This is a genomic window from Nocardioides sp. Z35_8 (assembly GCF_059621125.1).
Window position 1 is genome coordinate 1 of the sequence record NZ_JCAQIE010000001.1, and the last position, 21,914, is coordinate 21,914.

At 72.5% G+C, this 21,914-nt stretch carries 22 protein-coding genes; 5 read left to right on the top strand and 17 right to left on the bottom strand.

Going from position 1 to position 21,914, the window contains the following annotated elements; genetic code table 11:
• Positions 1–551: 551 nt before the first annotated feature.
• Both AC54T2_RS00005 and AC54T2_RS00010 read right to left on the bottom strand, forming a co-directional pair.
• A complete protein-coding gene (locus AC54T2_RS00005) occupies positions 552–854 on the bottom strand; it encodes a hypothetical protein (RefSeq protein ID WP_496665177.1) in 303 nt (100 codons plus the stop codon).
• A 727-nt stretch (positions 855–1,581) separates the two neighbouring features.
• Positions 1,582–1,848 carry a DUF7660 family protein gene (locus tag AC54T2_RS00010; RefSeq protein ID WP_186340497.1) on the bottom strand — a complete coding sequence of 89 codons (267 nt, stop codon included), beginning with the start codon at positions 1,846–1,848 and terminating at the stop codon, positions 1,582–1,584.
• Positions 1,849–1,993: 145 nt separating this feature from the next.
• Between AC54T2_RS00010 and AC54T2_RS00015 the strand changes: the two genes are divergently transcribed.
• Positions 1,994–2,326: a hypothetical protein gene (locus AC54T2_RS00015; RefSeq protein WP_496665178.1), complete on the top strand. Its 333-nt coding sequence runs from the start codon at positions 1,994–1,996 to the stop codon at positions 2,324–2,326.
• Between the two features lie 197 nt (positions 2,327–2,523).
• On the opposite strand, the gene AC54T2_RS00020 is transcribed toward AC54T2_RS00015, so the two are convergent.
• From AC54T2_RS00020 to AC54T2_RS00030, 3 genes are all read right to left on the bottom strand, one after another.
• Positions 2,524–3,261 carry an aggregation-promoting factor C-terminal-like domain-containing protein gene (locus AC54T2_RS00020; RefSeq protein ID WP_489975016.1) on the bottom strand — a complete coding sequence of 246 codons (738 nt, stop codon included), beginning with the start codon at positions 3,259–3,261 and terminating at the stop codon, positions 2,524–2,526.
• Between the two features lie 244 nt (positions 3,262–3,505).
• A complete protein-coding gene (gene phoH2, locus AC54T2_RS00025) occupies positions 3,506–4,831 on the bottom strand; it encodes an RNA 5'-3' helicase PhoH2 (RefSeq protein WP_186340494.1) in 1,326 nt (441 codons plus the stop codon).
• Between the two features lie 217 nt (positions 4,832–5,048).
• Positions 5,049–5,828, bottom strand: a complete 780-nt coding sequence (locus AC54T2_RS00030) for an isoprenyl transferase (RefSeq protein WP_186340493.1) — start codon at positions 5,826–5,828, stop codon at positions 5,049–5,051.
• An 80-nt stretch (positions 5,829–5,908) separates the two neighbouring features.
• On the opposite strand from AC54T2_RS00030, the gene trhA reads away from it, so the two are divergent.
• Entirely contained in the window at positions 5,909–6,649 is a 741-nt protein-coding gene (gene trhA, locus AC54T2_RS00035) for a PAQR family membrane homeostasis protein TrhA (protein ID WP_496665179.1), read from the top strand.
• 30 nt (positions 6,650–6,679) lie between these two features.
• Here trhA and AC54T2_RS00040 read toward each other — a convergent pair whose 3' ends face one another.
• Genes AC54T2_RS00040 through AC54T2_RS00075 form a run of 8 tightly spaced genes read right to left on the bottom strand, consistent with a single transcriptional unit; the run spans position 6,680 to position 16,154 of the window.
• Positions 6,680–7,603 carry a DUF1353 domain-containing protein gene (locus AC54T2_RS00040; RefSeq protein ID WP_496665180.1) on the bottom strand — a complete coding sequence of 308 codons (924 nt, stop codon included), beginning with the start codon at positions 7,601–7,603 and terminating at the stop codon, positions 6,680–6,682.
• 32 nt (positions 7,604–7,635) lie between these two features.
• The gene (locus tag AC54T2_RS00045; RefSeq protein WP_186340491.1) at positions 7,636–8,907 is read right to left on the bottom strand and encodes an FAD-binding protein; all 1,272 of its coding nucleotides are present in this window, start codon (positions 8,905–8,907) and stop codon (positions 7,636–7,638) included.
• Complete coding sequence (locus AC54T2_RS00050) at positions 8,904–9,575, bottom strand: polysaccharide deacetylase family protein (RefSeq protein WP_489975020.1); 672 nt, start codon at positions 9,573–9,575, stop codon at positions 8,904–8,906. The genes AC54T2_RS00045 and AC54T2_RS00050 overlap by 4 nt, the downstream gene beginning before the upstream one ends.
• On the bottom strand, positions 9,572–11,926 hold the full coding sequence (locus AC54T2_RS00055; RefSeq protein ID WP_489975021.1) for a glycoside hydrolase family 3 N-terminal domain-containing protein: 2,355 nt from the start codon (positions 11,924–11,926) through the stop codon (positions 9,572–9,574). The genes AC54T2_RS00050 and AC54T2_RS00055 overlap by 4 nt, the downstream gene beginning before the upstream one ends.
• On the bottom strand, positions 11,923–12,951 hold the full coding sequence (locus AC54T2_RS00060) for a substrate-binding domain-containing protein (RefSeq protein WP_489975022.1): 1,029 nt from the start codon (positions 12,949–12,951) through the stop codon (positions 11,923–11,925). Before AC54T2_RS00060 ends, AC54T2_RS00055 begins: the two co-directional genes overlap by 4 nt.
• A 14-nt stretch (positions 12,952–12,965) precedes the next feature.
• A complete protein-coding gene (locus AC54T2_RS00065) occupies positions 12,966–13,850 on the bottom strand; it encodes a carbohydrate ABC transporter permease (RefSeq protein ID WP_496665181.1) in 885 nt (294 codons plus the stop codon).
• Positions 13,851–13,855: 5 nt separating this feature from the next.
• Positions 13,856–14,848, bottom strand: coding sequence for a carbohydrate ABC transporter permease (locus tag AC54T2_RS00070; protein ID WP_206054415.1), 993 nt, complete (start codon positions 14,846–14,848; stop codon positions 13,856–13,858).
• 25 nt (positions 14,849–14,873) lie between these two features.
• A complete protein-coding gene (locus tag AC54T2_RS00075) occupies positions 14,874–16,154 on the bottom strand; it encodes an ABC transporter substrate-binding protein (protein ID WP_186340487.1) in 1,281 nt (426 codons plus the stop codon).
• A 160-nt stretch (positions 16,155–16,314) separates the two neighbouring features.
• Between AC54T2_RS00075 and AC54T2_RS00080 the strand changes: the two genes are divergently transcribed.
• Positions 16,315–17,304, top strand: a complete 990-nt coding sequence (locus AC54T2_RS00080) for a YihY/virulence factor BrkB family protein (RefSeq protein ID WP_496665182.1) — start codon at positions 16,315–16,317, stop codon at positions 17,302–17,304.
• A 22-nt stretch (positions 17,305–17,326) separates the two neighbouring features.
• On the opposite strand, the gene AC54T2_RS00085 is transcribed toward AC54T2_RS00080, so the two are convergent.
• From AC54T2_RS00085 to AC54T2_RS00100, 4 genes are read right to left on the bottom strand one after another with little or no spacing between them, the layout of a single operon-like run.
• Complete coding sequence (locus AC54T2_RS00085; protein WP_496665183.1) at positions 17,327–18,010, bottom strand: HAD family hydrolase; 684 nt, start codon at positions 18,008–18,010, stop codon at positions 17,327–17,329.
• Complete coding sequence (locus tag AC54T2_RS00090) at positions 18,007–18,489, bottom strand: PTS sugar transporter subunit IIA (RefSeq protein ID WP_186340484.1); 483 nt, start codon at positions 18,487–18,489, stop codon at positions 18,007–18,009. Before AC54T2_RS00090 ends, AC54T2_RS00085 begins: the two co-directional genes overlap by 4 nt.
• Positions 18,486–18,719 (bottom strand): PTS sugar transporter subunit IIB, encoded by a 234-nt coding sequence (locus AC54T2_RS00095; protein ID WP_186340483.1) that lies wholly within the window; start codon positions 18,717–18,719, stop codon positions 18,486–18,488. Before AC54T2_RS00095 ends, AC54T2_RS00090 begins: the two co-directional genes overlap by 4 nt.
• A 29-nt stretch (positions 18,720–18,748) precedes the next feature.
• Entirely contained in the window at positions 18,749–19,789 is a 1,041-nt protein-coding gene (locus tag AC54T2_RS00100) for an SIS domain-containing protein (RefSeq protein WP_496665184.1), read from the bottom strand.
• A gap of 95 nt (positions 19,790–19,884) precedes the next feature.
• Between AC54T2_RS00100 and AC54T2_RS00105 the strand changes: the two genes are divergently transcribed.
• Together AC54T2_RS00105 and AC54T2_RS00110 are read left to right on the top strand one after the other, a co-directional pair.
• Positions 19,885–20,664, top strand: coding sequence for a UTRA domain-containing protein (locus AC54T2_RS00105; protein WP_489975025.1), 780 nt, complete (start codon positions 19,885–19,887; stop codon positions 20,662–20,664).
• Positions 20,664–21,914 (top strand): PTS transporter subunit EIIC, encoded by a 1,251-nt coding sequence (locus AC54T2_RS00110; RefSeq protein ID WP_186340481.1) that lies wholly within the window; start codon positions 20,664–20,666, stop codon positions 21,912–21,914. Before AC54T2_RS00105 ends, AC54T2_RS00110 begins: the two co-directional genes overlap by 1 nt.

A 21,914-nucleotide genomic window follows, 5' to 3' on the forward strand; every position in this document is an offset into this window, starting at 1 on the left:
TCCCGCCAGATCATCGAGGAGCGAGTTCGTCACCGTCATGCCTCCGTCCGCCCGAACAGGCGTCGGCCGCCGTACTTTTTGTGAACGGCCTGCTTCGTCACACCGAGCGCTTCAGCGATCTGCGTCCACGTGGTCCCTGACACCCGAGCGCGGTGCACCAGGACTTCCTCCTGTCCCTCCAGTCGGCGGCGCAGCGCGGTTGTATCGCGCAGGGCTTGGAGCGGATCAGCGTTCTCGGTGAATGCGGGCAAGATCGACCTCTGTCATGCGGTCAACCGTAGTTGACTTCTCCCGTGATAGTCAACTCATGTTGACGCAACAGACGCCAACTCAGGGCAGCGGTCATGCGTCGAACTCTAGGTCGGCAAGCCGTTCTACGACGCGAGCGCAGCCCCGACGGGATCGTGCCGAGCTCTTGGCGCATCGAACGCGCCCCACTGCACCTGGGGACGCGAACGCTGGCGGCCACCCCGCTCGCCCGGCGCCCTCATCTCGGCAGATCCGCACGCTCATCGCGGCAGATCCGGGCGTCTGGGCAAGTGATGTAGTGACTACGCGCCGCCCTCAGCATCTTCGTCGTCGGTCATCTCGAACGATCGGAGGGCATCGGGATCGTAGTCATCACTTGCCTGCAGCCCCAGGGCGGCGAGTGCCTCCGACGAGGGCAGTACATCGTCAAAGATCCCGACCGGGTGGCTCGGTTCCTCAGGCGTCCACAGCACCCCGTCGAGACGCCCGGCGCGCATTAGTTCCTCCACTGTGGCCCGGGCGAGACCGGTGCTTCGGCAGAAGTCCTCGATCCGCAACATGCCGCGACCACTGATAAGCGGCTTGGGACCTGGGGGCTCATCCATGGACGCAGCATGGCACCGTCAACCGCTCATCGGCAGATCCGCGCATGTCAGCGGCAGACCCCGGACGTTCTCCGTCAGCCGAGGTCTTCGTAAGAGTCAGGGTCATCGAAGCGGTTGGGCTCACGTTCGCGATGAGGCCCGTCGTAGGGCCGGTGCCCGACGAGCCAGTCGTAGCCCTTCCACTCGATGGTTCGATGCGCGGCTTCAAGGTTGCCCACGCAGAAGTGCAATCGACCACCGAAAAGAACGACTCCACGGCGCCACAGAACGCCCGGAAGCATGTCAGGCAAGCGGCTACGCGTGACCCATCTCGGAGTCAGGCGGTGACCGTTGTCAGTCCGCACTACTCCCCGCCAACCCATGGTCACATTCTGGCGCATCGGCGTCAGGACATCGGTGTGGATTCAGGCGGCATGAGCGGACGTTCGACGAAGCCAGTCGGGGTCGTCCGTGGACTTGGGCCGCCGCAGGAACTCAGCGCGTACGCCCGGTCTCAGCTGCCACCAACCGGCGACCAAGAAGGCAACCGCCAGGAAGAGGAGTGCCAGCCGGTGTAGGAGCGAGTGCCAGCCATCGCTCAGCAGTCCCGTCGTCATGAGACCCGAGACGGCTGCGCCCGGGGACTTCACGCGCAGCAGGTCAACGGTGACCACGCGACTGCAACAGCGGCCTGGGAGACGGACTCATCGACGTGAGCGGACGCACGGGTCGCGGCAGATGCGGGTGCCTACTCGTAGCCAGTGGCCGCGCGGACCATCTCGGCGAACAGACGCCCTGAGGGTGCCTCTTGGTCGTAGTCCACATCGGTCTCCACCGGAGCGGTTGAGAAGGCGGTCAACGCATCCAGAAGGCGTTCGACGGTCGAGTTCTCCCACTCGACGCGTCCCGCATCGACATAGTCGCGGAGCACCTCCTCCACGAACCATCCGAACTCGTCGCGCGTCGTCACAACGGACGGGTCGGCGATCGTGTCGCGCCCTGTCTCGTGTGCCATGGCCGCAGACTGTCATGCCCGACGCCGCGAGAACGCGTCCTCACATCGGCATGAGCCGCCCCCGGCCAGGGCATGTCAGGACGTCGAGTGCAGCCGCCGGCCGTGAGGTGCTCGTGCCGGCCGGCGTCTTGGGGTACGGGACCGGATGGCTGAACGTCACTGGACCCGCCTCGGCATCGTCGCGATCGCCGGTCACGTCTGCTACGAGCTCGTGGCGGGCGTCGCGGTGCCGCTGGCGCCACATGTCGGCGTACGAGCGGCTGCCGGGACGTTCGCGCTCTCCGCCGCTGCCGCGTACGTGCCCGCCGGTCGGCTCGTGAGCCCGCGCGGTGACCGTACGTACGCGATCGCGAACGGCTTCTTCCTCGCAGCGGTCGTCGGGCACTGCAGCAGCTGGCCTCGCAGGTGGCGCGCCGGCCTGCCGTGGTTGACCGAGCACGAAGGGCTCGAGGGGCCAGTCGTCGGCCCTACAACGTGATCCTCCAGGCGCCGGCTGTCGCCGGGGTCGCGGGACTCTGGAGAACCGTAGCAAGTGGCGGTGGGGCGCTGTGACGGCACTCGCGGTGGCGCCCGTGCTGCGGTGGGCCACGCCTCGCGAGTACGCCAGGCTGCGGCAGCAGGCAGCAGAGCACCCCGGATGGTGGAACCGGCGGCTGGAGTCAATCGAACGGGGGATCAGTACCAGCCGTTGGCCTGCTTGAAGCTCCACGCGCTGCAGGGGGTGCCGTAGGTGTCGCGGATGTAGTCGAGCCCCCAGCGGATCTGCGCCTCGGCGGAGGTCATGTAGTCGTCGGGCAGGTCGTGCAGCTGCGTGAGGGCCTGCGGGATGCCGTAGGCCGAGGACGTCGGGTTGTCGGCGTCGACGCGCCAGTTGGACTCGCTGACGTAGAGCGAGTCCAGGCACGAGAACTGGTCGGCGGAGAAGCCGTAGGCCGGCAGCAGGGCGCGGGCGATGTCGCGCGGGTCGCCGTCGGACAGCTTCTCCGAGCGCGTCACCGCCGCACCACCGGACATCTCGAGCGCGGTGGCCTTGACGCGGTCGGTGCGGCGGGCCGCGCGCGAGACGACGGCCCGCGAGGAGCGCCGCTCGAGCTCACCGGCGCTCGACTCGGTGTCGGCGACCGTCTCGGCACCGTCGGTGGTGCCGCCAGCGGTGGTGGTGCCAGCAGCCGTGCCGGCGGTCGTGCCGGTGGCACCGGACGCGCCGGCCGCCGAGCTCGCCGGGTCGGCGGCGATCGGAGAGGGCACGCGCGGCTCATCGAGCGCGAGACCGCCGGTGACGCTCATGCCGGTCACGGCGACGGCCAGGCCGGTCAGCGCCACGCTGGTGCGCAGGGGTCGACGCGGGGCGCGCACGGACTTGTGCCGGCCGGGCGCGCGGTGCTTCGGGACGTGCTTGTCGGACTTCGACACGGGGGCTCACGGGGTAGACGACGGGGTGCCACGCCCCGGTGGAGCCGGGCGTGGAGCGACCGCGCGGACCCGGGCCCAACGGCCCAGGTCACGAAGCGGTCACGAGCCACCATGCAGGAGCCTCAGGAGCCGTGCAAACCAAACGCCACATCCGGTGCTGTCCCTTTCGTCACATGAGACACGCCTGACCTCAGGGGTCACACCAGCACCGGCACACCGGTGTCTTCTCCGCCACAGCGCGAGGTCAGAGGGTGACGTCCTCCAGCATCTCGGTGACCAGGGCGGCGATGGGCGAACGCTCCGATCGGGTCAGCGTGACGTGGGCGAACAGCGGGTGGCCCTTGAGCTTCTCCACGACCGCCACGATGCCGTCGTGGCGCCCCACCCGCAGGTTGTCGCGCTGGGCCACGTCGTGGGTGAGCACGACCTTGGAGTTGGCGCCGATGCGCGAGAGCACGGTGAGCAGCACGTTGCGCTCGAGCGACTGGGCCTCGTCGACGATGACGAAGGCGTCGTGGAGCGAACGGCCGCGGATGTGGGTCAGCGGGAGCACCTCGAGCATCCCGCGGTCCATCACCTCGTCGACGACCTCGCGCGAGACCAGCGCGCCGAGGGTGTCGAAGACGGCCTGCGCCCAGGGCGACATCTTCTCCCCCTCCGAGCCCGGCAGGTAGCCGAGCTCCTGGCCGCCGACGGCGAACAGCGGCCGGAAGACGACGACCTTGGTGTGCTGGCGACGCTCCATCACGGCCTCGAGGCCCGCGCACAGCGCCATCGCGGACTTGCCCGTGCCGGCGCGCCCGCCGAGGGAGACGATGCCGACCTCGGGGTCGAGCAGCATCTCCAGCGCCACCCGCTGCTCGGCCGAACGCCCGTGGATCCCGAAGGCGTCGCGGTCGCCGCGCACGAGGTGCACGCGCTTGTCCGCACCGACGCGGCCCAGCGCCGTGCCGCGCTCGGAGAGCAGGACGAGGCCGTTGTGGCAGGGCAGGTCGCGCGCCTCGGCGAGGTCGATCACCCCGTCCTCGTAGAGCTCGTCGAGGTCGCCCGCGGGCACCTCGAGCTCGGCCATGCCGGTGTAGCCGGTGTCGGAGCTGCTGACGGCCTCGGCGCGGTACTCCTCGGCGTCGAGCCCGACGGCCGAGGCCTTGATCCGCAGCGGGAGGTCCTTGCTGACCAGGGTGACCCGGTGCCCCTCGTCGGCGAGGTTGCGCGCGACGGCGAGGATGCGGGTGTCGTTGTCGCCGAGCCTGAACCCGGACGGCAGCGAGTCGGCGTCGGTGTGGTTGAGCTCGACGCGGAGCGTGCCGCCCTCGGTGCCGACGGGCACCGGCTGGTCGAGGCGCCCGTTGACGATGCGCAGCTCGTCGAGGGCCCGCAGCGCGGAGCGGGCGAAGAACCCCAGCTCCGGGTGGTGGCGCTTGCCCTCCAGCTCGGTGATGACGACCACTGGCAGCACCACCTCGTGCTCGGCGAAGCGCTTGGTCGCGGCCGGGTCGGCGAGAAGGACGCTCGTGTCCAGGACGTAGGTGCGGCGGGTGGTGCTGGGTGAGGTCTTGCTGCTGGCCACGACTAACCCCTTGCTGCGGGTCGGCGCGCGCACTCCTCGCCCGGCCCGATGTCATTCAACGGACCGGAGAGCTCCCCTCTGAGTGCCCACGGTGTGCCTCCCGGTACAGCAGGCTTCCCCACCTGCCGATATCGCGAAAGTACGCTTGGTCACACCGCGATCCGGGTCGACACGCCCGAACGCGAGGTCACGACGAGGCAACGGCCGGGGGCCGCGGTCAGCCGCCGAAGCGGCGCTCGCGGGCGGCGTACGCGCGGATCGCGCGCAGGAAGTCGACCCGGCGGAAGTCGGGCCAGAGCGCCTCGCAGAAGTAGAACTCCGAGTTGGCCGACTGCCAGAGCAGGAAGCCGCCGAGGCGCTGCTCGCCCGAGGTGCGGATCACCAGGTCGGGGTCGGGCTGGCCCTTGGTGTAGAGGTGCTCGGCGATGTGCTCGACGTCGATGCTGTCGGCCAGCTCCTCGAGCGAGGTGCCCTTGGTGGCGTGGTCGGAGAGCAGCGCGCGGACCGCGTCGGCGATCTCGCGGCGCCCGCCGTAGCCCACGGCGACGTTGACCAGCAGCCCGTCGATGTCGCGGGTCGCCTCCTCCGCCGCCTTGAGCTTCGCGGCTGTCTCGGGCGGCAGCAGGTCGAGGGCACCGACCGGGTGGATCCGCCAACGGCGTGCCTCGGCCAGCGACTCGACCGCGCCCTCGATGATCGTGAGCAGGCCGGTGAGCTGCTCGGCGGGACGGTTGGTGAGGTTGTCGCTCGAGAGCAGCCAGAGCGTGACCACCTTCACCCCGACCTCCTCGCACCAGACCAGGAGGGGACGGATGTTGTCGGCGCCGGCCTGGTAGCCCTCGGCCGTGTCGAGACCGACCGCCTTGGCCCATCGCCGGTTGCCGTCGAGCATCACGCCGACGTGCTGCGGGATCTGGTCGTGGGGCAGGCGCTTCACCACCCGGGACTCGTAGGCCGGGTAGAGCACCCGTCGCACGACGTCCTTCACGTTGATCACGAACCGATCGTAACGCCGGGTGTGCCGGCGCTTGTCGCCGACGACTGCGCGCCTCTCGCCCTACGGGGTAGTTTTTCCGTATGGACCACCCCGCCATGACCCCCCGCGACCGCGTCGAGCACGCCGTGGACCGTGCCGGCGAGGTGATGGCCGACAAGATGGCCGAGATCAAGCCGCGCCTGCGCGGCTGGCTGCACGCCGCGACCGCTCCGATCGCCGGCGCCGCCGGCATCGTGCTCGTGGCGATGTCTCCGACCGCCTCGACCCGCATCGGATCGGCGGCGTTCGCCCTGTCCGCCCTCCTCGTCTTCACCGTCTCCGCGATCTACCACCGCGGCACCTGGTCGCCGCGCACGTGGGCCTTCCTGCGGCGCTTCGACCACGCCAACATCTTCGTGCTCATCGCCGGCACCTACACGCCCTACGCGCTGCTGTTCCTCGACGGCACCGCCCGCACGACACTGCTCGTCGTGGTGTGGTGCGCGGCCGTGGCCGGCGTGGTGTTCCGCGTGTTCTGGACCGACGCGCCCCGCTGGCTCTACACGCCGATGTACATCGCGCTCGGCTGGGCCGCGGTCTTCTTCATCCCCCAGTTCATGGAGGGCGCCGACCGGTTCAGCAGCGGCGTCGCGGTCGCGACGCTCGTGCTGGTGGCCGTCGGCGGCGTCCTCTACACGCTGGGCGGCCTGGTCTACGGCCTCAAGCGGCCCAACCCCTCGCCGCACTGGTTCGGGTTCCACGAGGTGTTCCACTCGTTCACCGTCCTGGCGTTCGCCGCGCACTACGTCGGTGTGGCGCTCGCCACCTACTCGCTGCGCTGAGCGCGACCCAGGCCGAGTCCCGGGTCGTGCTCAGCCGAGGTTGAGCAGCGCGAACAGCACCAGCGCGGCGCCGGTGACGGCCCCCGCCAGGGCCCAGGCCGCCACCGGCGAGCGGCGCGCCAGCCACTCCGCCGTCTGGTAGGTCGCCGCGATGGCGGCCAGGGCGACGGTGACGTGGAGCAGCACCGCCAGCATCATCCCGGCGATCGCGCCCGCCGTCCGCAGCCGTCCCCAGAGCAGGCTCAGCGCCAGCGGCAGCACCACGGCCCCGGCGAAACCGCCCGCGAGCTCGACCCACCACGGCCGCTCCCCCATCCACGGCAGGTCGACCGCGCCCCACCACGAGCGGTCGAGCAGGTCGCTCGTGGCGCTGTAGCCGAGGGAGACGATGACGGCGATCGTGAGGGCGGCGGCCACCCGGTAGGACCAGTGCCGAGCCGTCGACCAGGGCACCGCGCGACCCATGAAGACGGTGGCCACGGTCACCGCCGACCACACGATCCAGCGCCGGACGACGCCCGTGCCGGTGTCGGCCATCGCGTCGCGGAAGACCCGGTCGGCCTCGACCCGGTCGACCACGTGGCCCTCCGTGGAGACGTAGGACGTCGGGTCGTCGCGACCCGCCACGAGGGCGTCGTGGAGCAGCGCGGCCGGCAGGTGGGCGCCCGTCTTGGGCACCAGCCAGGTGAAGAGGGCGGGCACGGACGTCAGGTCGGTGCGGAAGTCGGGGCGCGCCGGCACGAGCAGCTCGCCGAGGTGGCGGTCGCGGTAGGCCAGGCGTCGCGCCAGCGCGAACGTCTCGACCCCCTCGTCGGAGTGGCGCTCGAGCACGATGCGGGGGTCGGAGCCCGGATCGGGCGGCTCGCCGGGCCCGGTCGGCGTCGGCAGGGTGCCGCCGTCGTAGAACCTGCGCGGCTGCACCGCGACCTGTCCCCAGCGCTCCCGAGTGCCCATGGCCCCAGTGTGGCGCTGCCGACCGACAGGCGTCAGGGGTCGAGCAGGTCGTTGCGGAACGCTCCGGCGGGGTCGAGGCGCGCACGCAGCGCCTCGAACCCAGCGCGGTCGTAGGCGCCGCCGGGGTCGCGCAGCGCCGGGGTGGCCGTGATCTTGCCCCAGTGGGCGCGCGGCTCCCACGGCGCGAGCGCGTCCTCCACCGCACGCAGTGCGGGGCGCACCAGCGCCGCGTCGGGGCGCCACGTGAAGTGCGCGGCGACCGTGTCGCGGCCACGGAACGGGCTCAGCCACAGGTCGTCGGCGGCGATCGAGCGGATCTCGTGGACGAGGAGGGCCGGGGCGACCAGCGGGGCGATGGCCGTCATCGTCGGCAGCAGGTGGGGTGCAGCGGCCCTCGGCAGGAAGAGCTCGCTCTGCAGCTCCTCCCCCACGCTCGGCAGGTGCGCGGCCCGGAAGTGCGGCAGCCGCTCGTGCCACGGACCGGGCACGCCCTGCTGCGGCGACGTCGCGAGCGGGTCGACCCCCGGCACCGGGTGCAGCTCACGGTCGGCCGGGGCGCGCGAGGCCAGGCACGGCGCGAGCGCGCGAGGGCTGTCGAGGCGCTCCTTGACCCACACCGAGGTGACCCGCTCCGGGTCGGACAGGTCGGTGAACACGCTGACGCTGTCGCCGCTGGCCAGCACGGCCGGCAGCTGCTCGGCCACCTCGGCTGCGGGAAGGTCGGCCCAGACCCGCTGACGGACGTCGTAGGTGGGCTCGGTCCGCAGCCACAGCCGGGTCACCACGCCGAGCGCGCCGAGCGAGACCACGGCCCCGCGCAGGTCGGGGTCGTCGGCCCCGATGCGGACGAGCTCGCCGGCGGACGTGACCAGCTCGAGCGCGGTGACCGCGGTCGCCAGGGAGCCGTTGTCGTCGCCGGACCCGTGGGTGCTGGTGGCGCAGGCGCCGGCCACGCTGATGTGGGGCAGCGACCCCATGGTGTGGAGCGCGCGGCCCGCGGCGTGCAGCACCGGCGCGACCTCGGCGTAGGTCGCCGCGGCCGGCACCACCGCGACCGGCCCGTCGGGGCCGTCCTCGACCTCCACCGGCAGCCCGAGGTCGCGGGCGCTGACGTGGAGTCCGTCGGTGTCGGCGACCGTCGAGAACGAGTGGCGCGAGCCCAGGGCACGCACCCGCATCCCATCGGCCGCGGCCGCCGCGACCACCTCCTGCAGCTCGGAGGTGCTGCCGGGCGCGACCAGCTCGCGGGCGCGGTAGGTGACGTTGCCCGCCCAGTTGATGCGGGCGGGGTCGGAGGTGGTCACGGGTGCTCCTCGGCGCCGCCACGCGGCAGGGTGAAGTGGAATCCGTCGGCGACCTTCTCGGCGACGACGAGGGCGACGGCGTCGACGGTCGTGGCCCGGTCGCCACCGCCGTCGTGGGCCAGGACGACGGCGCCCGGGGCGATCGCGGCGCGCAGGTGGTCCGCCAGGGTGGCCACGCTGCGATCGTCGCAGTCGTCCCAGTCGTGGATGACGTTGCCCAGCCCGAGCGGCTGCATCCCGAGCGACGCAGCCACCTGCCCGGTGCGGCCGAACGAGCCGTTGGGCGCGCGATACCAGGGCACCGCCGCGTCCGGGTCGCCCAGCGCCTCACGGATGATGCGGAGGGTGGCCAGCAGCACGGCGGCGGCCTCCTCCTCGGTGGCCGACCCGAGGTCGGCGTAGTCGAGCGAGTGGTTGCCCAGCGCGTGTCCCTCGGCCACGATGCGGCGCAGCAGCTCGGCCCCTCCGGGGGCACGTACGCGCTGCCCGACGACACAGAAGGTGGCCGTGACGCCCAGCTCGGCGAGCACGTCGAGCAGGCGGCCGGTCTGGCGGGGGTCCGGGCCGTCGTCGAAGGTCAGCGCGGCCACCCGGCCGGTGCCCCGCGCCGCCTCGACCGGGACGGCCGTCGGCGCGGTGGCCCCGCCCGGCACGAACCCGTCGCTCACGGTGCCACGTCGACCTCGACGACCTCGACGACCTCGGGCTCGAGCACGCGGTCGGGACCGACCGTCCGCTCGGAGCCGACCAGGCTCAGCGCCAGGACCGCCTCGTGGTCGGCGCTGGAGCGACCGACCCGCAGCTCGACCGCTCCGGGCTCGACGAGCCGGACGTGGTCACGGCCGGTGAACGACGTGAGGTCGGCGTGCAGCCGCAGGTCGAGTCGGCGACGTGCGCCGGGTGCCAGGTCGACCCGGACCGCCGCCACCAGGCGCTGGACCGGGCGCACCACGGAGGCGGCGCAGTCGTGGAGGTAGACCTGCACGACCTCCGAGACCTCGCGGTCGGTCTCGTTGGCCAGCTCGACGCGCACCTCGGCCACGCCGTCGGTGGGCCAGGTCGGCCCCGACAGCAGCTCCACGCCGCGCCAGGTCGCCCGCGCGTAGGCGAGGCCGTGCCCGAAGGGGAACAGGGGCGTCGGGTCGAGGGTGGTGACCTCGGTGCGGTGCGCGAGGGGCGAGCCGAGGTAGGTCGACGGCTGGACGGAGCCGGCGCCGGGGAAGCTCACGGGCAGCCGCCCGGACGGGTTGGTGCGGCCCGAGAGCACCTCGGCGACCGCCGTCGCGCCCTCCTCGCCCAGGAAGAACCCGCACACGACGCCGGCGAGCCGGTCGGCATACGCGCTGAGGTCGTAGGGCCGCCCGACGAGCAGGACGGCGACGACGGGCGTGCCGGTCTCCAGCAGCCGGCCCAGCAGCTCCTCCTGCCGCCCGGGCAGGTGCAGGTCGGCCGCGTCGCAGCCCTCGCCCGAGGTGCCGTTGCCGAAGAGCCCGGCCCGGTCGCCGAGCACCGCGACGCACACGTCGGCGTCGCGCGCCGCGGCCACCGCCGCCTCGAGGGCGGCCTCGGGGTCGTCCGGCTCGTCGTCGACGAGGCGCGCCACCCCCACCGCGCAGCCGCGCACGTGCACGACGTCGTAGGACCCGGCGAGCACGTCGCGCAGGGTCGGGATCGCAAGGCCCACCTCGGTGCCCGGGTGGTGCGCCAGCACGTGCATCGGGAAGGAGTAGCAGCCCAGCATCGCCTCGCCGGTGTCGGCGTTGGGCCCGACCAGCGCGACCCGGGTGCCCTCGGCGAGCGGGAGCGTGCCGTCGTTGGCCAGCAGTACGACAGAGCGCCGCGCCATGTCGCGCGCGAGAGCGCGGGCCTCCGGGGGGTCGAGGTCGACCGGACGCGCCGGGGCCGGCTCCCAGTCGGCGTCGAGGAGCCCGAGCTCGCACTTCTGCCGCAGCACGCGCCGCAGGGCGCGGTCGACGACCTTCTCGTCGACGCGGCCGTCGGCGAGCGCCTCCAGCAGCGGGGCGCCGTAGGCGTCGACCGTCGGCAGCTCGACGTCGATGCCGGCGTCCAGCGCGAGGCCGGCCGCCTCTCCGAGGTCGGCGGCCATCCGGTGCAGGGTGTGCAGGAACGCCACGGAGAAGTAGTCGGCGGCCAGCGTGCCCTCGAAGCCGAGCTGGTCGCGCAGCAGCGTGGTGAGCAGGGCCGGGTCGGCCGCCGACGGGATGCCGTCGATGTCGGTGTAGGCGTTCATCACCGAGCGGGCGCCCGCGCGCAGGGCCATCTCGAACGGCGGCAGCATCACGTCGTGGAGCTCGCGGGTGCCCATGCCGACGGGGGCGAGGTTGCGCCCGCCGCGGGACGCGGAGTAGCCGAGGAAGTGCTTGAGGGTGGCCACCACGCCGGCGGACTGCACGCCGCGCACGTAGGCCGAGGCCATCGTCCCGACGAGGTAGGGGTCCTCCCCCATCGTCTCCTCGACGCGGCCCCAACGGAGGTCGCGGGTGACGTCGAGCACCGGCGCCAGGCCCTGGTGGATGCCCAGCCGCGCCATCAGCGTGCCGATCTGCGCCCCCATCCGCTCGACGAGGTCGGGGTCGAACGCCGCCGCCCAGCTGAGCGGCGTCGGGTAGATCGTGGCGCCCCAGGCGTTGAGCCCGGTCAGGCACTCCTCGTGCACCTGCGCCGGGATGGCGAAGCGGTTGGCCGCCCGCACCTGGTCCTGCCGCTCGGCGAGCGTGCGGAGCCCGTGCTCGACCTCGACGGGCGCGGTCCCGAACGGCCGGGTCAGCTGGCCGAGGCCGTCGGCGACGATGTCCTCCCACGCCAGGTCGGGACCCGACTCGTGCAGCATCGGCGCCATCTCGCCGGCGTCGGCGGCGAGGAGCCACACCCCGGAGAGCTGGGCGACCTTCTCGGCGGGCGTCATCCGGGCCACCAGGTCGTCGACCCGGTCGTCGATGCCCACGGTCGGGTCGCGCCATGGCTCGTGCGGGTCGGTCGGGGAGAGCGGGGCGGTCACGGGGCGACACCTCCGGGGGCTCGGGTGGAACGCCGCAGCACCAGCTCGGTGCCCAGCGTGTGGTGGGGGTCTGCGGGCTCGCGGCCCTCGATCAGCCCGAGGAGCATGGAGACGGCGTCGCGTCCCATCTCGCGGATGGGCTGGGCGACCGTGGTCAGCGGCGGCTCCGACAGCGCCGACTCGGGGATGTTGTCGAAGCCCACGAGCGACAGGTCGCCGGGCACGTCGATGCCGAGCTCGCGGGCGACGTCGAGCACCGCGAGGGCCATCTGGTCGTTGGCGGCGAAGACCGCCGTGGGCCGGTCGCTGCGCCCGAGCAGCTGGTGCGCGACCTCGCGGGCCACGTCGGTCTCGAACGCGCCGCGCACGACCAGCGACTCGTCGACCGGGACGCCTGCCTCGCCGAGCGCGTCGCGGAAGCCCTGCTCGCGCAGCTGTGCCGAGACCAGGTCGGCGCGGCCCGTGACCATGCCGATGCGGGTGTGCCCGAGCTCGAGGAGGTGGCGTACGCCCGCGCTGGCGCCCTGCAGGTTGTGGGCGGTCACCGTCGGGATGGTGGTGCTGCCGGTGTGCGGGTCGATGGCGACGACGGGCCCGTCGGCGTCGACGTCGGTGACCGTCGGCGTCACCAGCACCGCCCCGTCGACCAGGGTGCCCATCAGCCGGGAGAGGTAGCGACGCTCCCACCCGACGTGCTCGTCGACCCGACCACCGGCGGAGTAGGCGACGAGCTCGAAGCCGGAGCCCCGGATGGCGTCGGCCGCTCCCTTGAGGACCTCGGTGCTGAAGGGCTCGAAGTCGGCGACCAGCACGCCGACCACGTGGGTGCGCTGGTTGCGCAGGCTGCGCGCGACGAGGCTGGTCTCGTAGCCGAGCCGCTCGATCACGCCGCTCACGTGGGCGGCGGTCACCGCGGAGATGCCGTAGCGGCCGTTGATCACCTTCGACACGGTCGAGACCGACACCCCCGCCTCGGCGGCGACCTGCTGCATGGTCACCCGGCGGGCGGTCCGCTGCCCGGTCATCTCCACCATCCTCATCAGCCCTTCACCGCACCCTGCAGCCCGTTGACGATCCGACCCTGGAGGGCCAGGAAGAGTATGAGTGCGGGCAGGGTCGCCACGGTCGTGAACGCGAGCACGCCGGCCGTGTCGGCGGAGTACTGGGTGGAGTAGTCGGCGACGCCGAGCGGGAGCGTACGCATCTCGCCCTGCAGCAGGAGCAGCGGCAGCAGGTAGGAGTTCCAGGACCCGACGAAGGCCAGCACGCCGACGGTGACCAGGGCGGGCAGGCTGAGCGGCAGCGCGATCCGCCAGAACACGCCGACCCGTGAGGCGCCGTCGATCAGGGCCGCCTCCTCGAGCTCGCGCGGCAGCGCCATCAGGAAGGGGCGCAGGATCACGACGGTCACCGGCAGCGCGAACGCCGCCTGCGGCAGGGCCACGCCCCACCAGGTGTTGGACAGCTGGAGGTCGCGGCTGATCAGGATCGAGAGCGGGATGATCGCGGTGGCGAGGGGGAAGAGCAGGCCGAGCACGAACACCATGAACAGCGGCTCGCGCAGCCGGAACTCGTAGCGCGCCAGCGGGTAGGCCGCCATCACTCCCGCCCCGACCGCGACGAGGGTGGTCAGGGCCGCCACCACCAGCGAGTTGGTGGCGTAGCGCCAGAAGTCGGGGTTGGTGAGCACCGCGGTGTAGTTGTCGAGGCGCCACGGGCTCGGCAGCCCGGCGGGGTCGCTGGCGATCTGCTCGTTGGACCGGAAGCCGTTGAGCGCGCCGTAGACGACCGGGCCGACGCTCACCGCCACGACGGCGAGCGCGATCACGTAGACGGCGGGGTTGGCGCGGCCGATGGACCGGGGAGCCGCCCGGGGGGCAGCAGCACGAGGGGCAGCACGAAGGGCTGCGCTGGGAGACGTCACGGTGCTCACCTCAGGTCTCGGGTGTCGCGCCGCAGCACGAGACGCTGGTAGAGCGCGGCCATGGCCACGCCGATGACGAAGAGCACGACGGAGGCGGCCCCGGCGATGCCGTAGTTGCCGCGCTGGGTGCCCTGGGTGACGAGGTAGGTCGCCATGGTCGTGGTGGCGTTGGCCGGGCCGCCGCCGGTCAGCACCCAGACCATGTCGAAGAGCTGGAGGGAGCCGATCATCGACAGGAAGCACCAGGTGCGGATGGTCGGGCCGAGCAGCGGAACGACCACGCGCCACTGGGTCTGCCACCACGACGCGCCGTCGAGCTGCGCCGCCTCGTAGACCTCCTCCGGCACCGACTGGAGCCCGGCGAGGAGGAGCAGGATCGCCAGCCCGAGGTACTTCCACGTGAGCACGGCCATGACGGCCCACAACGCCAGCCCCGGGGTGCCGAGGAAGCCCTGCTCCGGCGGGACGACGCCGACCCCGCCGAGCAGTCCGTCGACGACCCCGGTGTCGGGGATCATCAGCTGGAACCAGATGACGCCGGCGATGACCTCGGCGACGACGTAGGGGACGAAGATGAGCGTGCGCACCACCCCGCGCCCTCGCATCCGCCGGTTGAGCAGCAGCGCGACGCCGAGGCCCAGCGGCAGCTGGATGGCGATGCTGAGCACGACGATCACCAGGTTGTGGGTCACCGCCTGGGTGAACACGTCGTCGGTCAGCACCCGGCGGTAGTTGGCCAGGCCGACGAAGTCGTCCATCGGCCCGAACCCGCGCCACCGGTAGAGCGACATGCGCACCGCCGAGAGCACCGGCCACGCGACGAACAGGCCGAGCAGCACCAGGGCGGGCAGGACGAAGACCACGATCTCCAGCCGCTGGCGCGCGGTGGGTCGGGTCCCGCCCCGGGGGCGGGCCGACCGCACCATCTCGGCCCGATCCCCCGGGGCGGGGTCGCCGGTCCCCAGATCGGGGGCGGCGGTCAGTGGAGGCAGGGTCACGGAATCTTCCTGGCCGGCTTCCCGCTCAGCCCTGGTCGTCGGCGGCCTGCTGCATGGCGTCGACGACGTCCTGCGGCGTGGCCTTGCCGGCGAACATGAGCGCGATCGCGTCGTTCATCGCACCGCCCACGGACTCGCCGAACGCCGTGTCGAAGTAGAGCTGGACGTAGGGCGCGCTGTCGCGGACCTCGATCAGGTCCGCGAGGACCGGGTCGCTGACCGCGTCGGTCGCGGAGGGCACCGTCGGCAGGCCCATGTCGTTCTCGGCGAACTCACGCTGCACGTCCTCGCTGAGCAGGTGGGTGACCAGGTCGACGGCCGTGTCGGGCGCCCCCTCCGCGACGGCCCACGCGTCACCGCCGCCGAGGGCCGCGGCCGGGTCGCCGGCACCACCCTCGACCGCGGGGAACGGGAACCAGCCGGTCCGGTCGCCGAGCCCCTCGCCGCTGTCGGTGAGGCCCTGCATGACGCCGGGCTCCCAGTGGCCCTGCATCTCGCTGGCGACCTTGCCGGTGGCGAGCAGGCCGGACGCCGAGTTGGCCCCCTCCTGCGCCGGCGTCGCCAGGAAGCCCTTGTTGAACGGCTCGGTGGCGACGATGTCCTCGACCACCTCGCCGGCCTCGACGAAGCAGGGGTCGGAGAAGTCGAGGTCGGCGACCGCCTGGGTCAGGACGTCCTCGCTGCAGGTGCGCACGGCCGCGTAGTACCAGTAGTGGGCGGCCGGCCACTTGTCGCCGGCGCCGAGGGAGAGGGGCGTCATGCCGGCGGCCTTGAGGTCGTCGTTGGCCTGCTCCCACTCCGCCATGGTGGTGGGCGGCGTGACGCCGGCCTCCTTGAACTGCTCGGTGTCGTACCAGACGCCGACCACGCCGAGGGAGAAGGGAAGCGCGTAGGTGCGGCCGTCGACCTGCCACCCGGCGACCGAGCCGCCGATGGCCTCGATCTCCTCGGCGGCGTCCTCGGTCAGGTCACGGGTGAGGCCCGCGTCGACGTGGGCGGCGAGCTCCCCGCCGCCGCGCTCCATGTAGACGTCGGGGAGGTCGCCGCTCTGGAAGGCGGCGGCGAGCTTGTCGACCATGTCCTCGTGGGCCATCGCCGTGACCTCGACGGTGACGCCCGGGTTGTCGTCCTCGAAGTCGGACGCGACCTTCTCGTAGAAGCCCTTGCCCGGCTCGTTGTTGGAGTTGTGCCACCACGTGATGGTGTTGTCGTCCCCGTCTGCGGTGCTGTCGTCGGCGCCGCAGGCCGTCAGGGTGGTCCCGGCGCACAGCAGGGCCAGCGCTGCGACTCGTGTCTGCTTCCGCATCTCGATCGATCCTCTCCGACCCCGCCGCCTATGACGTGGATCACACCCGAGCAGCGTGCCCGAGGCGCGTCCGTGGTGTCAATCGTTGTCGATAACGATTTCTTCGACCTGTTCCGGGCCGACAGGGTCGCCCCGCGGGTGGCCACCTAGGGTGCGGCGCATGACCACCGCGCGCACCGTGCCCGTCACCACGGAGATGGACGGTGACGAGCTCGACGCCCTCGACGCGTGGCACCTCGCGCGCGAGCACGGGCTGCGCCGGATCGCGGTGGAGTCGTTCGTGCGGTTCCGCTACGGCGACGGGTTCACCAACTCCCGGGCCCTCGCGCTGCAGGCGTGCCTCGCCGTCGTTCCCTTCCTGCTGGCCCTGACCGGCCTGGCCGCCGACCTCGACGAGGAGCGGCCCGCTGCGGTCGTGGCCCACGTCGTCGACTCGATCTCCCCCGGCGCCGGCGAGGGCGACGCGCTCGCCTCGGCGGTGGACGGGTCGGACGCCTCCGAGCTGGCCGGCGAGATCGCGCTGTTCCTCGGCCTGGGGTTCGCGCTCGTGTCGATGACCACGGCGATGGCCCAGGTCGAGCGCGGCGCCAACCGCATCTACGGCATCCGGCGCGACCGCCCGGCGCTCGCCAAGTACGGCCGCGCGGCGGTGCTGACGGCCGTGCTCGCCGCACCGGTCGGCATCGGCTTCGTGATGCTCGTCGGCGGTGGCGCCTTCGGCGACGCGATGGCCGACAGCTACGGCTGGTCCGATCGCACGATCGACTGGTGGAACGTGCTGCGCTGGCCGGTCGGCATCGCACTGCTCGTGGTCGCGATCGCCGTGCTCCTCGACCACGCGCCGCGCCGCCGGCAGCCGGGCCTCACCTGGCTCGCGCTGGGGTCGGGCATCGCGGTCGTGCTGAGCGCGGTCGCCACGGCCGGGCTGGCGGCGTACGTCTCGCTGAGCGGGTCCTTCGGCAGCGTCTACGGCCCGCTCGCCGGCGTCTTCGCCCTGCTGCTGTGGGCGCTGCTGTCGTCGGTCGCGTTCTTCTACGGCACGGCCGTCTGCGCGCAGCTCGAGGCGCTGCGCGCGGGAGAGGTCGCGCCCGCCCTCGACGACCCGGGCCGCCCGCACGCGCGGACCGTGGGCGACCGGGGCGACCGCTGAACCGCGGCCGGGCGCGGGTGCCTCAGCCGCGGGCGACGAGCCCCAGCAGTGGACGCAGGTCGTCGTGCACCTCGGTGGCGCCCGCATCCTCGAGCCGGGCCGCGAGGTGGGTGGTCGCGACGCCCACCACGCGGCGTACGCCGGCGCCGCGCGCCGCGCGCACCCCGGCCGGCGAGTCCTCGGCTGCGAGGGCGTGGGCCGGATCGATGTGGAGCCGCTCGCAGGCCAGGGCGTAGCCGGCCGGGTGCGGCTTGCCGTCGGCGACGTCGCGGGAGGTGACGACGACGTCGACGCTGTCGAGGTCCAGCGCCATCGCGCGCAGCGAGCGCTCGACCCAGTCAGGACCGGCCGAGGTGACGATCGCCAGCGGCACACCGGTGGCGCGGGCGCCCAGGAGCAGGTCGCGGGCACCGAGCACCGGCGTGGGCGGCTCGTCCGGCACGAACGGCACCACCTCCCGGGCCAGCGCCACGGGGTCGTGCCCCGACCAGGGACCGGGCTCGACGGCGAAGACGTCCTCGGCGCGCCGCCCCGTGAACATGGCCAGGTCGGGCAGCTCCCAGCCGCGGTGGGCGAACCACGCCTCGTACGACGCCCGGTGCAGCGACTCGGAGTCGACGAGGGTCCCGTCGAGGTCGAGCAGGAAGCCCGAGAGGGCGGAGCCGGTCGTGGAGCCGGTCGTGGAGCCGGTCGTGGAGCCGGTCATGGAGCCACGAAGAGGAGGTCGCCCGCCGCGACCGAGGTGCCGATCGCCTCACTGGTGACCGAGCCCTTCGCCGCGTCCATCAGGACGACCGGGACGACCGGCGAGACGTCCTGCCCTCCCGCGCTGGCGGGAAGCGACGAGGGGTCCCAGGCGATCATCGGGTCGCCCGCGGCCACCTCGCTCCCCTGCGCGGCGAGGACGTCGAAGCCCTCGCCCTCGAGACGGACGGTGTTGATGCCGAGGTGCACCAGCACGCCGACGCCGTCGCCGAGCACGACGAACGCGTGCGGGAGCACCTTCACGGCGGTCCCGGCGATCGGCGAGACGACCGTCGTGGGTCCGCCGTCGGGCTCGATGGCCGGCTCGATGGCGATCCCGGGGCCGACCATCTCCTCGGCGAACACCGCGTCGGGCACCTCGGCGATCGCGACCACCCGCCCCGGACAGGGGGCCAGCACCTGCACGGACCCACCGCTCACATCAGGTCCTCGATGTCGTCGGCGAGGTTGTCGGCCTCGGGCCCGACGACGACCTGGACGACGGTGCCGCTGGCCATCACACCGTGGGCTCCGGCGGCCTTGAGGGCGGGCTGGTCGACGAGCGACCCGTCCTTGACCTCGGTGCGGAGCCGGGTGATGCACGCCTCGATCTCGACGACGTTGTCGGCGCCGCCGAGGCCGGCCAGGATCTTCTCTGCCTTGCTGCTCATGTGGATGTCCTTCGGTGGGTGGGTCGGGGTCAGCGGTCGGTCCGGGTGAGCTTGCGGAGTCCGCGGGGATTGTCGGGGTCGAGGCCGAGCCGGCGGGCCGTCTGCTCGACCATCATCTGCGCCGGGACGATGGACGCGATCGGCTCGAGCGTCTCGGGCAGGTCGGGCCCGGCGAGGTGCAGGTCGCACAGGTCGGCGAACGTCGGCGTCCCGCCGATGCCCAGGACACGCGCGCCCCGCTCGCGGAGATCGCGGACGAGGTCGGCCATCGGCTCGGCCAGCGGGCCGCTCGCCGAGCCCACCAGCACGGCCAGCAGCCCCTCCCGCACCACCGAGATGGGACCGTGGCGCAGGTCGGCGTAGGAGTAGCCCCGCACCGGCCGCAGGCAGGTCTCCTCCATCTTCAACGCCGTCTCCAGGGCGGTGCCCAGCAGGAGCCCGCGACCGGAGACGACGACCTGCTCGGCGGCGGCGAGAGTCTCGGCGGCCGCGGCCACGTCGGACTCGAGCAGCCGGGCCACCGCTTCGGGGACGTGGGCCAGGCCGTCGGCCAGCGCGTGGTCCGGTGCGAGGGCGTCGGCCAGCAGGGCGAGCGCCACGAGCTGGGTCAGGTAGGTCTTGGTGGCGGGCACCGCCGTCTCGGGGCCGGCGCGGGTGACCAGGCTGAGGTCGGCGGCGTCGGCGAGCGGTGACCCGTCGACGTTGGTGATGGCGACGGTCGCGGCCCCGCACGACCGGGCCCAGTCCTGGGTCTCGACGATCTCGGCGGTGGCGCCCGACTGCGAGACCGAGACGACCAGGCAGTCCGAGAGGTCGAGCCGCGAGCGGTAGTGGGTGGCCACGCTGGGGGCCGCCAGCGCCGCCGGCACCGCGGCGGCGACCTCGAGGAGGTAGCGGCCGTAGATCGCGGCGTTGTCGCTGGACCCGCGCGCGACGAGGAGCACGCGGCGCCTGTCCTCCGCGAGCTCGCGCAGGCGGGGCTGGAGCGGCACGAGGTGCTCGAGGGTGCGCGCCGCAGCCGCCGGCTGCTCGGCGATCTCGGCGGCCATGCGCGTCGGTGCTGTGCTCATGAGCGGTCCTTGACAACGGGGGCGCCGGGACCCATCCTCCCAACTGGTACGGACCAGACCGTACCAATGCAGGCGCCCGGCGTCGAGAGGTGGAGATGGCCCGCAGGATCGACGACGGCCCCCGGCCCAAGCACGCCCAGCTGAGCGACGTGCTGGCCGACCTGGCGACCCGCGAGCTCGGCCCTGACACGGCCATCCCGTCCGAGCGCGAGCTGATGGCGACCTACGACGTCTCGCGGGCGACCGTCCGCAGGGCGATCGAGAGCCTGGTGGCCGGCGGGCTGCTCCGCCGGATCCAGGGCAAGGGCACCTTCGTCGCCGCGCCGCGCGTGGAGAGCCACCTCCACCTGGCGTCGTTCTCCGAGGACATGCGCCGTCGCGGGCTGGTGCCCTCGACGCGCCTGATGCTCGTCGACGAGGAGCGGCCGCCCGGTGACGTGGTGGGCTCACTGCAGCTGGGTGAGAGGGGCACGGCATGGCGCATCGACCGCGTGCGCCTGGCCGACGGGCGCCCGATGGCGATCGAGCAGGGGTGGTATCCCACCGACCTCCTGCCCGGCCTCGACACCGCCGACCTCACCGGCTCGCTCTACACCCTCTTCGCCGAGCGCTACGGCCTCGTCATCGACAACGCGGAGCAGACCGTGTGGGGCGAGAGCGCCGAGGGGGCCACCGCGCGTCGCCTCGAGGCCCCCGTCCACACCCCGCTCCTGGTCTTCCGTCGCGTCTCCAGCGCCGCCGGGCGCCCCGTCGAGCACGTCGTCTCGCGCTACCGCGGAGACCACTACCAGGTCCACATGAGCCTCCGCGCGGATCCACGCGCGAGCAGCACCGACAGCACCACCGACAGCACCACGAGAAGGGAACGATCCTGATGACCACCCAGGAAGCCGCGTCGAGCGGCACCACGTCGGACAAGCGCAGGTGGAACCTCGCGCCGGTCCAGAGGTTCGGGCGCAGCCTGATGCTCCCGATCGCCGCCCTCCCCGTGGCAGCCCTGCTGCTCCGGCTGGGGCAGCCCGACCTGCTCGGGGCCGACGGCCTGGGCTGGGACAACGTCGCCGCGGTCATCGGAGCCGCCGGCAACGCCCTGTTCGCCAACCTGCCGCTGCTCTTCGCCGTCGGCATCGCGATCGGCATGGCCCGCAAGTCCGACGGCTCGACGGCGCTCGCGGCGGTCGTCGGCTACCTCGTCTTCAAGGGCGTCGGCGACGCGATGTCGCCGGTCATCCTCGAGGGCGACGAGCTGATCAACTACGGGGTGCTGGGCGGTATCGTCTCCGGCCTCGTCAGCGCGTGGCTGTGGCAGCGCTACCACCGGATCACCCTGCCGCCCTACCTCGCGTTCTTCGGCGGGCGCCGCTTCGTGCCGATCATCACCGCGTTCGCGATGCTGGTCGTCTCGGTCCTGATGAGCTTCGTCTACCCCGCCTTCGACGCCGGCATCACCGGCCTCGGCGAGTGGGTGACCGACAACGCCGTGCTCGGCGGGTTCGTCTACGGCACCCTCAACCGGCTGCTCATCCCGCTCGGCCTGCACCACATCCTCAACAACCCGCCGTGGTTCATCTTCGGCGAGTACTCCGCCAACGGCGAGGTCTACCACGGTGACATCGCGCGCTTCCTCGCCGGCGACCCCACCGCCGGTGCGTTCATGACCGGCTTCTTCCCGATCATGATGTTCGCCCTCCCGGCCGCCGCGCTGGCGATCTGGCACGAGGCGCGCCCGGAGAACAAGAAGCTCGTCGGCGGCATCATGCTGTCCGCCGCGCTGACCGCGTTCCTCACCGGCGTCACGGAGCCGCTCGAGTTCGCGTTCATGTTCGTCGCGTTCCCGCTCTACGTCATCCACGCCCTTCTCACGGGCACGTCGATGGCTCTCGTGAACGCCCTCGGGATCAAGGACGGCTTCGGCTTCTCGGCCGGCCTGTTCGACTACGTGCTCAACTTCAACATCGCGACCAGGCCACTGCTGATCATCCCGATCGGTCTGGCCTACGCGGCCGTCTACTACTTCGGCTTCCGCTTCGTCATCCGCAAGTGGAACCTCAAGACGCCGGGGCGCGAGGACGACACGGACCCCGCCAGCGGCGGGTCGATCCTCGTGCAGGACAACAAGGCCTGA

Excerpts from the sequence above, each read along its gene's own strand:
- AC54T2_RS00075 (WP_186340487.1), bottom strand. The coding sequence starts at position 16,154 with ATGCGGAAGCAGACACGAGTCGCAGCGCTGGCCCTGCTGTGCGCCGGG.
- AC54T2_RS00010 (WP_186340497.1), bottom strand. The coding sequence starts at position 1,848 with ATGGCACACGAGACAGGGCGCGACACGATCGCCGACCCGTCCGTTGTG.
- AC54T2_RS00080 (WP_496665182.1), top strand. The coding sequence starts at position 16,315 with ATGACCACCGCGCGCACCGTGCCCGTCACCACGGAGATGGACGGTGAC.
- AC54T2_RS00110 (WP_186340481.1), top strand. The coding sequence starts at position 20,664 with ATGACCACCCAGGAAGCCGCGTCGAGCGGCACCACGTCGGACAAGCGC.
- AC54T2_RS00005 (WP_496665177.1), bottom strand. The coding sequence starts at position 854 with ATGGATGAGCCCCCAGGTCCCAAGCCGCTTATCAGTGGTCGCGGCATG.
- AC54T2_RS00105 (WP_489975025.1), top strand. The coding sequence starts at position 19,885 with ATGGCCCGCAGGATCGACGACGGCCCCCGGCCCAAGCACGCCCAGCTG.
- trhA (WP_496665179.1), top strand. The coding sequence starts at position 5,909 with ATGGACCACCCCGCCATGACCCCCCGCGACCGCGTCGAGCACGCCGTG.
- AC54T2_RS00015 (WP_496665178.1), top strand. The coding sequence starts at position 1,994 with ATGGCTGAACGTCACTGGACCCGCCTCGGCATCGTCGCGATCGCCGGT.
- AC54T2_RS00040 (WP_496665180.1), bottom strand. The coding sequence starts at position 7,603 with ATGGGCACTCGGGAGCGCTGGGGACAGGTCGCGGTGCAGCCGCGCAGG.
- AC54T2_RS00085 (WP_496665183.1), bottom strand. The coding sequence starts at position 18,010 with ATGACCGGCTCCACGACCGGCTCCACGACCGGCTCCACGACCGGCTCC.
- AC54T2_RS00095 (WP_186340483.1), bottom strand. The coding sequence starts at position 18,719 with ATGAGCAGCAAGGCAGAGAAGATCCTGGCCGGCCTCGGCGGCGCCGAC.
- AC54T2_RS00100 (WP_496665184.1), bottom strand. The coding sequence starts at position 19,789 with ATGAGCACAGCACCGACGCGCATGGCCGCCGAGATCGCCGAGCAGCCG.
- AC54T2_RS00060 (WP_489975022.1), bottom strand. The coding sequence starts at position 12,951 with ATGACCGGGCAGCGGACCGCCCGCCGGGTGACCATGCAGCAGGTCGCC.